The following is a 15,502-nucleotide window of genomic DNA, read 5'->3' as shown; positions in this document are numbered from 1 at the left end:
TTTGTCTCCGTAGGGTTTGAATGGAAGCGCGAGTCCGAAGCGCGGTGTGGATCAGGCGATCTGAACCTCCACGACGCTCGGCGCCGTGCTGACAAGGGCGCGATCGAGCACGGCCTTCAGATCGCCGAATTGGCTTACGCGGGTGGCATCGCACCCCATGCCCTTGGCCAACGACACGAAGTCGATGTCGGGCAGTTCGGTTCCCTGCACGACATCCGTGGCTGAGAACCCGAACACGGGCGCGAAATCCTGTAGCGCGGCGTAGCGGCGGTTGTTCAGGATCACGAAGGTGATCGGCAGCTTGAGTTGTGCGGCACTCCAGAGCGCCTGGATCGAATACATGCTGGAGCCGTCGCCCATCAGGCAGATGACGCGCGTGCCGGGTTTGCCGAGCGCGACACCCACCGCTGCCGGCATGCCGTAGCCGAGTCCGCCGCTGTCCATCGTGTAGAAGGTCTCGCTGCGGGTGATCGGCAGATAGGCCTGCATCACCGGGCGCGCGCTTGGCGCTTCCTCGACCACGATGTCCTCGGGCGCTTTCACTTCGGCCAGCGTCTGAAGGACATAGGCGACCGACATCAAGGGTGAAGGCTCTGCCCGTGGTGCCTGGGTCCTGGCCGGCGGAAGGGCCCGGACTTTCGGCGCCGGGCGGGCGAGGAGATCGAGAACTCCCAGGCGAATGCTGCCGACCGCTGATATTCCGACCGGCGTCCAGGCCGCGGTATCCGGGTCATCGGTCAGCTGGCACAAGGTGGCACCGGCTGGGATGTGGGGTCCTGCGCCTTCGACGTGGTAGGCGAACGCGGGCGCGCCGATCGCCAGGATCAGGTCATGGCCAGCGAGCAATTCGACGATCCGCTCGCGCATTGCAGGCAGGAAGCCGGCGAACAACCGATGGTCTTCAGGGAAGCTGCAACGGCCCGACATCGGCGCTGCCCACACTCGGGCGTTGTGCGCCTCGGCCAGAGCAACGACCTCGTTCCACGCGTTGTCCCGATCGATCGCGGCGCCTGCGACGATCGCCGGTCGATCGCTTGCATCCAGGGCTTCGCCGATCTGTGCCAGAACGGCGGGCTGCGGGCGAAGTTCCGTACTGACGATCCTTGCCGGCACGTACTCTGCCGGTTGGTCCCAGTCGTCGACCGGCACCGACACGAGCACGGGGCCACGCGGCGGCATCATCGCGATGTAGTAGGCGCGCGCGATGGCCTGGGGCACGTCCTGGGCGCGCGCCGGCTCGATGCTCCATTTCACGTACGGCTTGGGCAGCTCGGTGGCCTGGGCGGAAGACAGGAACGGGTCGAAAGGGAGGATCGAGCGCGCCTGCTGGCCCGCGGTGATGACCATCGGCGTGCGATTCTTGTGCGCGGTGAAGATGTTGCCCATCGCATTGCCCACGCCTGCTGCCGAATGCAGGTTCACGAACGAAGCGTTGCGTGTCGCCTGGGCGAAGCCATCCGCCATGCCGACCACGGTGGCCTCCTGCAAACCCAGCACGTAGCGGAAGTCGCTGGGAAAGTCCCGGAACATCGGCAGTTCCGTCGATCCCGGATTGGCGAACACGGAGGTCATGCCGAAGCGGCGCATGAGGTCGACGACGGCGTCGCGAACGGTGATGGTGGCGGGTTGCTTGGCCGTCTCGATGGGGGCGCGCGGCGCAGGTCCGGTCATTTCGTGCATTTCCTTGTGGTGCGCCGGATGAGTCACAGCGCTTGTCTCGATGGCGTCAGTGTGAAAGTTCGTTGCCTTCAAGAAAATTGCTTTTTTGAGAGAAAGTCATTAGCGTTAGGCATGACTTTCGATCTCCGATCTCTCGTCGCCTTCAACGCCATCGTTTCGTCCGGGAGCCTCGGGCGAGCGGCCGAGGCCTTGAACGTGACGCAACCGGCGCTCAGTCGCACCATTCGCAAGCTCGAGGAGGAGGTGGGCGCCCCTTTGTTCGAGCGTCACTCCAAGGGAATGCAGTTGACGGATGTCGGGAGGGCGTTGCAACCGCACGCGCTCCTCCTGCAACGCGAGTCAGAGCACGCGAACGAGGACATCAAGGCGATGCTCGGCCTGGCCAAAGGCACCATACGTGTGGGCGCCGTCGGCAGCATCGCCTGCCTGGTGCTTCCATTGGCGATTGGCAGCACGTGCAAGAAGTGGCCGAATCTTCAGGTCCAGGTCATCGAAGGGGTCTGGGATCGCCTTGCCGATGCGCTCGTCTCGCGCGAAATCGATCTGGCGCTGGGGGTCGACATCGAGGACACGGACGAGATCGTTGCCGTCAAGGATTGCCGTTGGGAGGACACCAGCTACGTGGTCGCGGGACGGCGCCATCCTCTGCGCAAGAAGGAAGGGCTCAAGCTCGCCGATACGCTGCAAGAGCGTTGGGCCATCCTTCCGAAGGGAACCGGGCCATTCGAGCACATGAAGAAGGTTTTTGCGCGACACAACCTGGCACTGCCCAACGTCGTGGTCGAGACACGCTCCGTGACCGCGCTCAAGAGCTTGATCGGCCACTCAGGCTTCCTTGGCTGGATGCCCGAGCCCATGTATGACGCCGAGCGAAAGGCCGGCCTCATCGACGCCCTGGCGATCCCTGGCGCGAGCGATAAGAGAACGCTGACCGCCTTCCGCCGAAGGGCCGGCATGCTGCCCGGTCCTGCGATAAAGCTTCTCGAGGAGTTGCGCGCCATGACGGGGGAGCAGCCTTGATTGGCAGAAAAAGAGGAGTGGAAGCGTTCCAACGGTGCCTCTTTCGACGGGCCCGCGGTCCTCGAGGGCTCAATGGAGCTGTCAACTACCATTGTGCAGCGTAGGCCGACCTTGAAGCTAGGACAGCTTTGTTGTGGAGAGCTGCCGTTCTAGCCGGGATCGGAGAAGTCTCGTGGGTGCCCTTTGCAGCCGTTCCGCTAGGCCGCGGCTGACATCATTTCGCGGCCACGAGCGGCCCTTCAGGCCCGTGGCAAATTCTCGCCTCGATGTATCAGTGTTGAGACGCTAGGCGGCCAGCCGTGCAACTGTTGTTGCAAAACACTTCCTCTACCTCGTTTAGATGAGGCGTAAGCGGCCCTCCGTCTTCTATTGTTTTGTGCCCCTCGAGTGCGGGGGATCTTTCGCACTCGCAGCGAAAGGAAGACAACATGAAGAACAAACTCCGGGTTCTCGGAACGACGGCCCCCGTCCTGCTGGTTCTCAGCGGAGCTGCTCAGGCTGATGAGGATGCGTGCCAATCATTCAAGCAGTCGCTGCTGTCTCGCGACCAAGCACAGCCAGGCAGCCATGCGAAGGGCCTCATTCAGAAACTGACGGCCTGCCGCACGCAGCAATTGAGCGCAGGAAAGCTTCCGGGAAAAAAGCCAGACTCTAGCGGGACCTTCATCGTCTTCCCCATCCCTGGATCATCCTTCCCCAACCCGACGGCGATTACGGCCAAGGGCTTCGTTACAGGGTACTACTTCGATGCAGACAATCTGATCCACAGCTTTTGGCGGGCGCCAGACGGCACCATCAGCATGTTCGATCCCCCTGGATCTACCTGCAACCCTATCAACAACGGATGCAGCAGCGGCAATGACATGAACTCCGAGGGAACCATCGTCGGTTCGTACCAGCCCGCGAGCGCGCCGGGCCAGATCAATGGGTACCTGGTCGACCAGAAAGGCTTCACCACGATCAACTTCCCCGGGGCCCTCGGCATGACGAACCCAGTGGCAATCAATCATGCGGGTGCAGTGGCAGGGAACTACATCGGGTCAGGCTTCCTTCACGGTTTTCTGCGAAGCGCAAACGGTATCTTCACTGCATTCGACCCCGTCGACGCGATCGCGACCCAGGCCGACAGCATCAACCCAAGCGGGGCGATCTCTGGCATTTACGCAGATGTAAGCTACAACATTCATGGGTTCGTCAGATCCCAGGATGGAAGCATAACCAAGTACGACACATCCGGATTCCTGGGGTCGTTACCTCCATCGCGCATCAATGCAAAGGGAGACGTCAGCGGAAGCTACTGTGATGATGCTGGCTGCAATTTGATCCACGGCTTCCTGCGCACTAGCGATGGAACAATCACCCCGATTGGCGTGCCCGGAGACAACGCCGGAACTGTGGCCATGGACATCAACGAAGGTGGCGACGTCACTGGCAACTACTTTCCCTCGGACTTCTTGAGCCTCCGTGGCTACGTGCGCACACGTCAGGGCGAATTCGTCAAAGTTGACGTGCCTGGGATGATCGTGACCTATCCGACCGCCATGAACGAGAGCGGCATGGTCACCGGCCTCACCTGTGATGAGACCGGAGCCTGCCAGGCGTTCATCTGGAAAAAATGAGCCATAGGCCGGGTTGGACACATGAGGGCACGAGCCTGGCGCTTGGTTCTGCCGCATTCGCACCCAGAACCCCTCGGACTTCGATCTCTGAGCGCCGGGGAGCAACGACATCACTCAAAGCAGCAATTTAATCAGTGACGGCCCCTCGGCGGCGTGCGCTCTTCGCATTGCATCTGAGAACTGCCCCAGCGTGGAGACCTTGCAGGCCGGAACACCGTGTCCTGCCGCCAGGTCCGTCCAGTTCAATGCCGGCCGATCGATGCTGAGCGTGTTGCTCGCCCCTTGGCCTGGTGTGCCGGCCCCTCCTTGCGCATATTCACCCTTCAGGATCTGGTAGTTGCGGTTCGCGAAGACAATGACGGTGACATTCCGCTTCAACGTCGACAAATATCAGCGCGTGGACATCGCCGAATTGAAACTCAAATGGAGTGACCTGGCCGCGACCCTCACGTCGCTACAACGCGCCGTCGAACTCATCGGGATGGTCGTTCGCAACACGGGCTTCGCATGGGAAACGCTCGATCGACAACTGGCCCAGATGGCCGATGAATTCTGGTTGCCCTCGGACGCGGGCTGATGGAACGCGTCGCGCCCATCCCCATCATCCGGTGCCTCGACTGCGGGGCCCTGTTCGCGCAAGCCGTGGGGCCGTGTGAGCACTGCGGCGGGGCGGTCGAACTCTCGTTGGGTTTGACTGGTGTTGAGGCGAAGGGACAGGCGGGACAACTCGGCACCGTGCATGACGCGCGCACGCCCGACGGCAACGGATCCGGTAAACCTCCCCGGTGGGTTCGCGATCTGAATCCTCGGTGCGCGGCGACCAGATGCGGGTGGACGTTGCGCCCCCGGTCGACGTCGGTCGCCGAGGCGAATCGCGGGTCATCGCGTGCATCCAAGCCGTGTTGGCGCGTGAAGGGCGCTGGGTGGTGCTTCAGTCATCCATCGACGCGAGGGGAGAGGATGCCGTGCTGCAGGTCGACGGTGAGCCCTGCCTGGCTGTCCAGATCGTGACGCCCGCCCTGGGCAACCCGGCGTTCTGGGGAACGGTCGCACGGAGCAGGGGCGCCGCCAGCGGCGAAATCGCCGAGGCCATTGACTGGATTCACCGCGCGATCAGCGACAAGGCGGCCCGTTACCCGAAGGAGGATCGACGACGGATGATGTTGGCGCGACCTCGTCCACCTCGGCGTGCTCTGCGATGCGCGTTTCGGCGTGCTGTACCGAATGCGCCACGGCGATCCCGCGGCGCTGTTCGGCTTCGCGGGTGTCTGGCTCGTCGGCCCCACCGAGGACCGCGTCTTGCGACTGGGCAACAGCCGGTGGTAGCGCGTTTTCGGCGCGGCAATGGAGCACACAGTCAGCTGTGGATAAAACAAAAGGTCACACACTGTGGGCGCAGCTCGTCGGATAGGCCATCGGTCATTGCTGGACGCGCTTTACGTTGCGCGAGACGGCGGCGCTTCGAGAGCGAAACGGCAATGTCAAAGGCGGCTTTTCCACGTGGCCGGTGGATGACCTTGTGGATAAGGGCATGAGCATCTCGCCGAAGCCGCTACCAGCTTGACTCCCACTGCGATGCTCATGGAAAGAGCAGGCGGGGGAAAAATGCCCGCGCCTGCCAAGCAGGTTTACCTGGGGAAGCGCTGACGCGCCGCACTTAGCAGAGCTCAGAAATCGATCGGGCAGGCGCACGTCCGGCGCTGGCCTCGCAAGATGCGCCGAACCGCGCCATACTCTGCGCCGCCGCCGGTGTGTTCGAAGCTGCGCACATCACGCTGACGCAGGTAGCATTGGATCGGGCTCGACGCCGATGCGCCGGGGAAGCTCGCCGGCACTGACAAGCAGAGCGACCGCCGCGGGAGCGGCTTGCGAGGAGGCAGACATGGTCAACGATTCGACACTGGATCCCTTGCCGTTGCCCGCGGGCTTGCGTTCGCGCTTCGTTGACAACAGCAACGGCCTCTCGATGCACGTGCTGGAGGCCGGCTTCGAGTCGCCCGACCGGCCCTGCGTGCTGCTGCTGCACGGCTTCCCGGAGTTGGCCTACAGCTGGCGCAAGGTGATGCTGCCGCTCGCCGAGGCGGGCTTCCACGTGGTGGCGCCCGACCAGCGCGGCTACGGGCGGACCACCGGCTGGCAGCAGGGCTTCGACGCCGATCTCGATGAGTTCCGGATGCTCAACCTCGTGCGCGACGCATTCGGCCTGGTCGCCGCCTTGGGCCATCGCACCGTTGCCGCCGTGGTCGGCCACGACTTCGGTTCACCGGTGGCCGCGTGGTGTGCTCTGATTCGGCCCGACGTGTTCCGCTCGGTCGTACTGATGAGCGCGCCCTTCGGCGGTGCGCCATCCATTCCATTCGGTACGGCCGCTCCCGAGGCGCCGTCTTCGGGCCTCGCGGGCGTCGCGACGCTCCTGGACGGCCTCGGCGCGCTTTCGCCGCCCCGCAAGCACTACCAGTGGTACTACTCGACGCCCGAGGCCGACGGCGACATGCGAAATGCACCGCAGGGCCTGCACGCGTTCCTGCGGGCCTACTACCACTTTAAGAGCGCGGACTGGCCTGCCAACAAGCCGTTTCGCCTGGAGTCGCTCACCGCCGATGAATTGGGGAAGCTGCCCAGTTACTACGTGATGGATGCGGACAAGGGCATGGCGGAAACGGTGGCCGCCGAGATGCCGTCTGCCGAGCAGATCGCTGCCTGCCTCTGGCTTTCCGACGACGAACTCTCCGTCTACGCTGCCGAATACGCCCGCACCGGATTTCAGGGTGGATTGCAGTGGTACCGGTGCGCCACTGGCGGGCGATACACGGCGGAACTCCAGACCTGGTCGGGCCGCACGATCGACGTGCCCTCGTGCTTTATTGCCGGCCGGAGCGACTGGGGCATCTACCAGAAGCCAGGCGACTTCGAGGCGATGGAGGCCAGTGCCTGCACGCACTCTATCGGCGTTCACATCGTCGGAGGCGCTGGGCATTGGGTTCAGCAGGAACAACCCGAGGAAGTGACCGAGCTTCTCCTTGCGTTCCTGCGGCGCTAGCCGCGCAGGCCCTCAGCTCGCCGCCGCTTTCATGCCCCGCACGCTGAAGCAGTCAACGGGCCGCTGAAACCCCTTGAGACTGAGCGACTGCGGCGGCTCCATTTCGAGGAGCCATGCCAGCTGCGCGAAAAATGGCTCACCGACAAGGTGGAGGAATTGCCTTGATCGAGCGTGCGCGAGCGTCGTAAGGTCACCCGCGAGTGGAGGCGCCAGACCGGAGGTCGTACTATGGCCGCCGGCCTGACAGCAACCATCGCACCTTCTGCAACGTTCTCTCTCGTGGTGGATGCGGTGCGCGTGGAGGGCGAGTACGTCGCCGGCGCCAAGAGCGGCATTTTGACGGTGCCGATGTCGCAGGGCTTCAGCCCCGTCCTTGCATGCGCCATTGACCTCACGGACCTTCAAGAGCATCCAATCGACTCGTCCTATGCTGCGTTCTACATATGCGACTCGCGATGTCGTCAGTGAGCTTCGGTGCCGTCACCGCGGTCGCCATCCTGATGAAGCCTCTGATGGAGGAATGGTCGACAGGCGCAGGCGCGATCGCGGGCGTCCACAGCGCGACGCTCGTGGCCAGCGGCATCAGTGGCGTGTGGTTCGGGCGCTTGCTGGATCGGTATCGCTTCTTCCCCATGGCGCTGGCGGCGGCGCTCGCGACGGGACTTGGACTGTGCGTCATCGCATGGGCGTCTCACCTCTGGATTGCCTACCTGGGTCGCATTGATGTCATGCTTCCTGCTGCGTTACCTATCGCTGCGCTACAAATGGAACCTGCCGCGGCCTTCAGGAAAGGGTGACCGCTGACCAGGGACTCAGACCAATCGCTTGCAGTGCTCTTCCAGGCATTCGCGGAATGCCGTCGCGCCGGGCGAGAGCGAACGCGCAGCGCGAGACCGTTGTGCAGCGTAAGCAGACCTCCAAGTAGGTGACCACGGAAGACCGCAACCTGGCACTCTGCTGCCACTGGTAGCGCCCTGCTCCGTGCCGCCGCCAGACGTCAACCAAGCTTCATCGGCGACCGCACCTACGATGCTTTCTTGGCCTGCCACCGCACAGAGGAGCCACTCATCAGTGAGCTCGGAAAGGGATGGACAGCCAGGCAGCGCGTCCCTCCAAGTGAAGACTTAGCTCACTTGGGCGATTTCTTCGACGATCTGCGAGCGGCCTCCAGCGCCGCTGACTTCTCGACATGCTTCTCTCTCGGGACCTGCGCGCCTTGGGCTTCTTGACGTCGTGTGGTTTCTTTGCTGCGTTCGGTGTGTCCTTGGGCTGGGAGTGATGCGTCTGCACCAGCCGGTCAATGGCCTTGGGGCTAGGTTCCAGCGCAAGGGCACCGCGTTTGTCGCGCTCATCCTTCACGCGTGTCCTTCGGGAAAACACTCATTTGGTTGGCATTGCAACTAGTTGATGTTGCAATCAAAATAGCGCCACCGAGCGGTCATGAGCTGGCGCACTCGGGCACGAATCACTACTGGAGACCCACGATGAAACTCAACCGTCGCGCCATTGCGTGTGCGCTCTTCGCCTCGGCCGGGCTGTCGCTGGCCTCGCCGCAGGCCATGGCGCAAGCCGTGAAGGTCGGCATCATCGGCCCCTTCTCGGGGCCGTTCGCGCACTATGGGTCCCTCTTCAAGGCCGCGACGGAAAGCTATGTCGCCAGCCAGGGCGGCAAGCTCGCGGGCAAGGACATCGAGTTCATCTACCGCGACACCGGAGGCCCCAACCCCGCGCTGACGAAGACACTGGTTCAGGAGTTGCTCGTCAAGGACAAGGTGGACTACCTGGGCGGCTTCGTCTTCACGCCCAACGCCATGGCGGTGGCGCCGCTGATCCAGCAGTCGCAGACGCCGACGGTCATCTTCAACGCCGCGACCTCGGCCATCACCGAGAAGTCCGACTACTTCATCCGCACCAGCTACACGCTGTGGCAGGTCACGGTGCCTGCCGCGCAATGGGCGGCGAAGCAGAACATGAAGAAGGTCGTCACGGCAGTCACCGACTACGGCCCGGGCATCGACGCCGAGACGGCCTTCAAGAGCGAGTTCGCCAAGCAGGGTGGCACCGTGGTCGAGAGCATCCGCATGCCGATCGCCACCACCGACTTCGGTCCCTTCGTGCAACGCATCAAGGCGAGCGGCGCGCAGGCGGTCTACACCTTTCTCCCCGGCGGCCCGCCCAACCTGGGATTCGTCAAGGCCTACAACGAGAACGGCCTCGCCAAGGCTGGCGTGCAGTTCCTCGGTTCCGCCGAGACCGATGAATTCGATCTTCAGAAGTTCGGGGACGCCGCCTTGGGCTTGACCACGGCCTTTCACTATTCAGGCGCCCACGACTCGCCCGAGAACAAGAAGTTTGTCGCTGCACTCAAGAAGCAGGACCCGAACGCTGTCGCCAACTACGCATCGGTCGGTGCCTGGGACGGCATGGTCGTGATCCACAAGATGATCGAAGCAACGGGCGGCAAGAAGGACGGCCCCAAGGCACTCGCCGCCGCCCGCTCGCTGAAGTGGGAGAGCCCGCGAGGGCCCGTGAGCATCGACCCCAAGACCCGTCACATCACGCAGAACGTCTACCTGCGCAAGGTTGAGAAGGTGGATGGCCAACTGGTCAACAAGGAGCTTCAAAGCTTCGGACCCCAGGCGGACTTCGGCCTGGAGAAGTGAACTCGCACCCCACCTCCCCTTCCTGAGTTCCGCCTCGTGAACACCTTCCTCAACATCCTGATCGACGGGCTGGCCTACGGCATGGTGCTGTTCGTCATCGCCGTCGGCCTGTCGGTGACGCTGGGCCTGATGCGCTTCGTGAACCTGAGCCATGGCGCCTTCGCCATGGTCGGGGGCTACTGCGCAGCCCTCCTGACCCGCGAAGCCCAGTGGAGCTTCTGGCTGGCAGTGCCTGCCGCCATCCTGGCGACGGCGTTGCTGGGCGCCATGCTCGAAGCCTTAGTGCTGCGTCACCTGTACCGCCGCAAGGAACTCGACCAGGTGCTGTTCACGATCGGCCTGAGCTTCGTGCTGATCGCGACGACCAATGCGCTCGTCGGTCCGCAGGTGCAGATGATCCCGCTGCCACCCCTTCTGGCGGGCTCGGTGGACCTGGGCTTTCGCACGCTGCCCGCCCAACGAATGCTCGTGATCGCTGCCGGTTGCACCGTCGCGGCGCTGGCAGCGTGGACCGTCACACGCACCCGCTTCGGCATCTGGCTGCGTGCCGCGGTCGACCACAGTGGCACCGCCTCGGCATTAGGCATTCCGATCCGCACGGTGCAATGCGCGAGCTTCGCCGCAGGTGCAGCGCTGGCCGGCCTGGGCGGCATCCTGGGTGCCGAGCTGATGCCGCTGGAGCCCTACTACGCGCTGAAGTACCTCGTGCTGGTGCTGGTCGTGGTCGCCGTGGGCGGCATGGGCAGCATCGCCGGCTCACTGGCTGCTGCCGTGCTTCTGGGTGTCATCGAGACCGCCAGCAGGTACCTCGCCTCGGATTGGGGGAGTCTTTTCTTCTTTGTCGCCATGGCCGCTCTGCTCGCCTGGCGTCCCAACGGACTGCTGAAGCGATGAACACCATGACAACGACGACACCGGCCCTTGCGGTACCGGCGCGGCAAGCTGCCACGCCGCGCTGTGCGCCGGCCTGGCGTGCGCCGGCTGCACTCCTTGTGATCGGCTGCGCGGCCTGCGCCTTGATGCCGGACCAGTTGGGCTTGATGACACGAATCTTCATCACCGCGCTGTTCGTGCTCTCGCTGGACCTGGTGGTCGGCGTCGCAGGACTGGCAACGCTGGGCCACGCCGCTCTGTTCGGCATGGGCGCCTATGCCGCGGGCATCTTCGCCCTCAAGGTCCATCCCGACCCCTTGGTCGGCCTTGGCGTCGGCATCGCGGCCGGTGCCGGCCTTGCGATGCTGTCAGGCGCCTTCCTGCTGCGCTACCAAGGCTTCACCTTTCTGATGTTGACCATCGCGGTCTCGCAGATCCTGCTGAATCTCGCGCAAAAGGCGCGCGACTGGACGGGAGGCGATGACGGTTTGTCGGGCTTCGTCATGGGGCCGGTGATGGGTCGGTTCGACTTCGACCTGGAAGGCCGCGTCGCATCGCTGTATGCCCTGGCCGTGCTGGTCGTCCTGTTCTACGCGGCGCGTCGAATCGTGGATTCGCCCTTCGGCCTGGCCGTGCGTGGCATCCATGAGAACCGCGCGCGGATGGCGGCGCTGGGCACGCCGGTGTTCGCGCGGCTGTGGGTGCTCTACACCGTGGCCGGCGCCATGGCCGGCGCAGCCGGTGCGCTGTCGGCGCAGACCAATGCCGTGGTCGGCATGGACAGCCTGTCGTTCGCGCTGTCTGCCGAGGCGCTGGTCATGCTCATCCTTGGCGGCGCCGGACGGCTCACCGGCGCGCTGATCGGTGCGGCGGTATTCACCGTACTGCACCACACCGCCGCTTCGATCAACCCCTACCACTGGCTGTTCGTCGTCGGCGGCTTGTTGATGCTTGTGGTGCTGGTGTCCCCGGCCAAGGCCTGGGCCTGGCTTCGTCGCCGTGCGGGAGGTGTGCGATGAGCGTTCTGCTCGAACTCAAGTCCCTGGACAAGCGCTTCGGCGGGCTGCACGTCACGCGCGGGGTTTCGTTCGCGCTGAACACCGGCGACCGGATGGCACTGATCGGCCCCAACGGCGCGGGCAAGACCACGCTGGTCAACCAGATCAGCGGCGTGCTGACCTCCGACACAGGCGACATCTGGCTTCGCGGCGAGAACGTCACGCGACTGAGCCAGGCCAAGCGGGTGCGCGCCGGCCTGGCCCGCACCTTCCAGATCACGACGCTGGCGCCGCACTTCGCAGTGCAGCGGCAGATCGAGCTCGCGCTGTTCGAACGCGAGGGGCTGACCGGCGGCATGTGGCGCAGCCTCGATGCCTATCCGGCCCTGCAGGCGGAGGCACAGGGCATCCTGTCTCGCTTTGGCTTGCGTTCGCACGCGGCCACGGCGACCGAGGATCTCGCCTATGGCGAACAGCGCCTGATCGAGATGGCACTGGCACTGGCGCTGCGGCCCAAGGTGCTCTTGCTGGACGAGCCGATGGCCGGTGTCCCCAAGGGCGATGGCGAACGCCTGCTCGCGGCGCTGGACGCCCTGCCGCGCGACCTGGCCGTGCTGATCATCGAACACGACATGGACCTGGTCTTTCGCTTCGCCAACCGAATCGTCGTGCTGGCCGAAGGCGCTGTGCTGGCCGACGGTTCCCCAGAAGACATCCGCCGCGACCCGAGAGTGCGCGCGGCCTACCTGGGAAATTGAACATGACTGAATCGATTCTGGAGCTCAAGGGCGTGGTGGCCGGCTATGGTCCGACGACCGTCTTGAACGAACTGTCGTTCGCCATCGCGGCGCAGCAGCGCTTGGCGATGATCGGGCGCAACGGCGTGGGCAAGACAACGGCACTGCGGGCGATCATGGGACTGGTGCCGCTTCGCAGTGGCCGCGTGATCTTCCGCGGACAGGACATCTCGACGCTCGCTCCGCATCAGCGCGCCGAGCTGGGCCTCGGCTACGTCCCCCAGACGCGGGACATCTTTCCATCGCTGACCGTCGACGAAAACCTGTTGGCCGGACTCAAGCGGCGACCGCGCAACGCGCTAGACGAGGCCTACACCCTGTTTCCGAGGCTTGCCGAGCGGCGACGTAATGGGGGCACCCAGTTGTCGGGTGGCGAGCAGCAGATGCTCTCGGTCGCCCGCGCCCTGCTCGGCCAGCCCTCGTTGCTCTTGCTCGACGAGCCGCTGGAAGGCCTCGCACCACTGATCCGCCAGGAGTTGCTGCGTGCCTTCAGGCACATGAGCCAGCAGACCGGCATCACCGTCGTCATCGTCGAGCAGCAGGTCGACGAGGCGCTCGGCTATGCGGAGCGCGCGCTTGTCCTCGACCACGGCGCCGTCGTGCACAGCGACGGCGCAGCGTCGCTGCTCGCCGACACGGAAGCGCTGGAGCGCTGGGTCGGCATGGCCGTGCATTGAGGAGATGAACATCATGACGAATGACCTGATGGTCCGCGTAGCACAGCGCATCGAAGAGGCCGACGGCATCTGCAGCTTCGAGCTCGTGCCGCAGGACGACAACCAGTTGCCGGCTTTCTCGGCGGGCTCGCACATCGATGTCCACGTGGCGCCTGGCCTGATACGCCAGTACTCGCTGAGCAACGATCCTGCGGAGCGACATCGCTATCGCATCGCAGTGCTGCGCGAGATCGCGTCGCGCGGCGGATCGGCGGGGATGCACGAGCGAGTGCGTCCGGGCGACCTCCTTCGCGTGAGTTCGCCGCGCAACCATTTCGCGCTGGCCGAAGCACCGCGAAGCCTGCTGCTGGCAGGCGGCATCGGGGTGACGCCGATCCTCGCCATGGCTCGCAGCCTGCACGCTCAGGGCCGGCCTTTCGAGATGCACTACTGTGGCCGCTCCGCAAGCCGGATGGCCTTTCTCGACGAGATCGCACAGGCCGGCTTCGCGAGCAGCGTGGTGATCCACGCCGACGACGTTCCCGAGCAGAAGTTCGATGCGCAGGCCGTGCTTGCCAATCGTTCCGAAGGCACCCGGCTCTATGTGTGCGGCCCGACCGGCTTCATGGACCACGTGCTGGAGACCGCCAGGCGCTTGGGATGGCCGGACGAGCAACTGCATCGCGAGTACTTCGCCGGTGTCGGCGCTGCACCACTGGCGACCGACAGCAGCTTCGAGGTGCGCATCGCGAGCACGGGACTGAGTTGCCAGGTGCCGGCGGGCAAGACCGTGATCGAAGTCCTGGCAGCGCATGGCGTGGAAGTGCCGACGTCCTGCGAAGCCGGCGTTTGTGGCACCTGCCTGACACGGGTCCTGCAAGGCACTCCCGACCACCGCGACACCTTCCTGACCGATGCCGAGCGCGCGGCCAACGACCAGTTCACGCCGTGTTGTTCGCGTGCGCTGTCCCCGCTGCTCGTTCTCGACCTTTGAATCGCCCCCGCCCTCAAGGAGAACCTTCGATGACCACGACCTGCATTCCCATCCAGAACGTCACCCAGAACCCCGATACCTCCCGCTTTCCTCTCGACCAGTGGTACGTCGCGGGCTTCTCTTCCGAACTCACGGACAAGCCGCTCGCTCGGACCTTTCTGAATCGGAAGGTGGTGCTTTTCCGCACGGGCGACGGCCAGGTGGCGGCACTGGAAGACCGCTGCTGCCACCGCTCGCTGCCGCTGTCTTGTGGCACCGTCGAAGGCGCTGGCGTGCGTTGCGGCTACCACGGCCTGCTGTACGCACCGAACGGCCAATGCATCGAGATCCCCGGCCAGGAGCGCATCCCATCCAAGGCGAAGGTCAAGGCCTACCACGTGGTCGAGAAGAACAAGATCATCTGGATCTGGATGCCTCGTAGCGAGGGCGCGGAGCCCGTCCGACCCGCGCCGGAGTACCCGTTCCATGACGACCCTCGCTACAAGTTCGGCAGCGGCAACTACCACTACAAGTCGCCTTGGCAGCTGATCCACGACAACCTGCTGGATCTGAGCCACCTGGGCTACGTCCACCTGCAAACCATCGGCGGCGACGCCAAGCTGCACATGAACGCGCCAATGAAGGTCACCTCCGAGGGCGACCAGGTCAAGGTCGTGCGCCTGATGCCCAACTCGTCGCCGCCGCCCACCTATCGCGCCGCCTGGCCGTTCGGAGACAAGTGCGAGCGCTGGCAGGAAATCGAGTTCGACGTCACCCACCTGCGGATCTGGACCGGCGCGGTCGAGCCCGGCACCGACGCCATCGACGACCCCAACCGCGGCGGCTTCCACATGCGCGGCTTTCACGGCATCACGCCGGAAACCGACGAGACATGCCACTACTTCTGGAGCATGGCGAGCACCAAACACCCGGACATGCCGGAGAACATCGACGCTGTCATCCAGCAGACCGCGTTCACGTTCGACGAGGACCGCACCGTCATCGAAGCGCAGTACAGGAACATGCTGGAGTTCGGCGAGAAGGCGAACTGGGTCGACATCCACGTCGACGCCGGTGCGAACCGGGCGCGGCGCATCGTCGCAGAAATTCTCAAGAGGCAGGCGAGTTCGGGCCTGGTCGAGGCCTGACTTCCACCGACCACCATCTTCCCGGGCGGCTACAG

The 15,502-nt window shown here is 64.4% G+C and carries 15 protein-coding genes; 13 read left to right on the top strand and 2 right to left on the bottom strand.

The features are described from left to right. Positions 1–51: 51 nt before the first annotated feature. On the bottom strand, positions 52–1,671 hold the full coding sequence (gene mdlC, locus BLW05_RS27890; protein ID WP_093166833.1) for a benzoylformate decarboxylase: 1,620 nt from the start codon (positions 1,669–1,671) through the stop codon (positions 52–54). A gap of 120 nt (positions 1,672–1,791) precedes the next feature. Between mdlC and BLW05_RS27885 the strand changes: the two genes are divergently transcribed. Both BLW05_RS27885 and BLW05_RS27880 read left to right on the top strand, forming a co-directional pair. Beyond that, positions 1,792–2,700 carry a LysR family transcriptional regulator gene (locus tag BLW05_RS27885; protein ID WP_093166832.1) on the top strand — a complete coding sequence of 303 codons (909 nt, stop codon included), beginning with the start codon at positions 1,792–1,794 and terminating at the stop codon, positions 2,698–2,700. Positions 2,701–3,128: 428 nt separating this feature from the next. Then, the gene (locus tag BLW05_RS27880; RefSeq protein WP_093166831.1) at positions 3,129–4,319 is read left to right on the top strand and encodes a hypothetical protein; all 1,191 of its coding nucleotides are present in this window, start codon (positions 3,129–3,131) and stop codon (positions 4,317–4,319) included. A gap of 114 nt (positions 4,320–4,433) precedes the next feature. On the opposite strand, the gene BLW05_RS27875 is transcribed toward BLW05_RS27880, so the two are convergent. After that, entirely contained in the window at positions 4,434–4,697 is a 264-nt protein-coding gene (locus BLW05_RS27875; protein ID WP_177142837.1) for a thiamine pyrophosphate-dependent enzyme, read from the bottom strand. On the opposite strand from BLW05_RS27875, the gene BLW05_RS27870 reads away from it, so the two are divergent. From BLW05_RS27870 to BLW05_RS27820, 11 genes are all read left to right on the top strand, one after another. Continuing rightward, positions 4,681–4,896: a hypothetical protein gene (locus BLW05_RS27870; RefSeq protein WP_093166829.1), complete on the top strand. Its 216-nt coding sequence runs from the start codon at positions 4,681–4,683 to the stop codon at positions 4,894–4,896. The genes BLW05_RS27875 and BLW05_RS27870 overlap by 17 nt on opposite strands. Positions 4,897–6,201: 1,305 nt before the next feature. After that, the gene (locus BLW05_RS27865; RefSeq protein WP_093166828.1) at positions 6,202–7,359 is read left to right on the top strand and encodes an alpha/beta hydrolase; all 1,158 of its coding nucleotides are present in this window, start codon (positions 6,202–6,204) and stop codon (positions 7,357–7,359) included. A gap of 228 nt (positions 7,360–7,587) precedes the next feature. Further along, positions 7,588–7,827 carry a hypothetical protein gene (locus tag BLW05_RS27860; RefSeq protein WP_093166827.1) on the top strand — a complete coding sequence of 80 codons (240 nt, stop codon included), beginning with the start codon at positions 7,588–7,590 and terminating at the stop codon, positions 7,825–7,827. Further along, entirely contained in the window at positions 7,815–8,156 is a 342-nt protein-coding gene (locus BLW05_RS27855) for a hypothetical protein (RefSeq protein ID WP_093166826.1), read from the top strand. The genes BLW05_RS27860 and BLW05_RS27855 overlap by 13 nt, the downstream gene beginning before the upstream one ends. A gap of 687 nt (positions 8,157–8,843) precedes the next feature. Continuing rightward, positions 8,844–10,022 (top strand): ABC transporter substrate-binding protein, encoded by a 1,179-nt coding sequence (locus tag BLW05_RS27850; protein WP_093166825.1) that lies wholly within the window; start codon positions 8,844–8,846, stop codon positions 10,020–10,022. A gap of 36 nt (positions 10,023–10,058) precedes the next feature. After that, complete coding sequence (locus tag BLW05_RS27845) at positions 10,059–10,916, top strand: branched-chain amino acid ABC transporter permease (RefSeq protein WP_093166824.1); 858 nt, start codon at positions 10,059–10,061, stop codon at positions 10,914–10,916. Beyond that, a complete protein-coding gene (locus BLW05_RS27840; protein ID WP_093166823.1) occupies positions 10,913–11,914 on the top strand; it encodes a branched-chain amino acid ABC transporter permease in 1,002 nt (333 codons plus the stop codon). The genes BLW05_RS27845 and BLW05_RS27840 overlap by 4 nt, the downstream gene beginning before the upstream one ends. After that, positions 11,911–12,651 carry an ABC transporter ATP-binding protein gene (locus BLW05_RS27835; RefSeq protein WP_093166822.1) on the top strand — a complete coding sequence of 247 codons (741 nt, stop codon included), beginning with the start codon at positions 11,911–11,913 and terminating at the stop codon, positions 12,649–12,651. The genes BLW05_RS27840 and BLW05_RS27835 overlap by 4 nt, the downstream gene beginning before the upstream one ends. Positions 12,652–12,653: 2 nt before the next feature. Next, positions 12,654–13,367 carry an ABC transporter ATP-binding protein gene (locus tag BLW05_RS27830; protein ID WP_093166821.1) on the top strand — a complete coding sequence of 238 codons (714 nt, stop codon included), beginning with the start codon at positions 12,654–12,656 and terminating at the stop codon, positions 13,365–13,367. A 13-nt stretch (positions 13,368–13,380) separates the two neighbouring features. Continuing rightward, a complete protein-coding gene (locus tag BLW05_RS27825; RefSeq protein ID WP_093166917.1) occupies positions 13,381–14,340 on the top strand; it encodes a PDR/VanB family oxidoreductase in 960 nt (319 codons plus the stop codon). A 29-nt stretch (positions 14,341–14,369) separates the two neighbouring features. Then, positions 14,370–15,467, top strand: coding sequence for an aromatic ring-hydroxylating oxygenase subunit alpha (locus BLW05_RS27820; protein WP_093166820.1), 1,098 nt, complete (start codon positions 14,370–14,372; stop codon positions 15,465–15,467). Positions 15,468–15,502 lie beyond the last annotated feature (35 nt).

Source organism: Variovorax sp. YR216, from assembly GCF_900107745.1.
GTDB lineage: Bacteria > Pseudomonadota > Gammaproteobacteria > Burkholderiales > Burkholderiaceae_C > Variovorax.
Note: the sequence above shows the minus strand (reverse complement) of the source record. Positions and strands in the feature narration are given on the sequence as shown.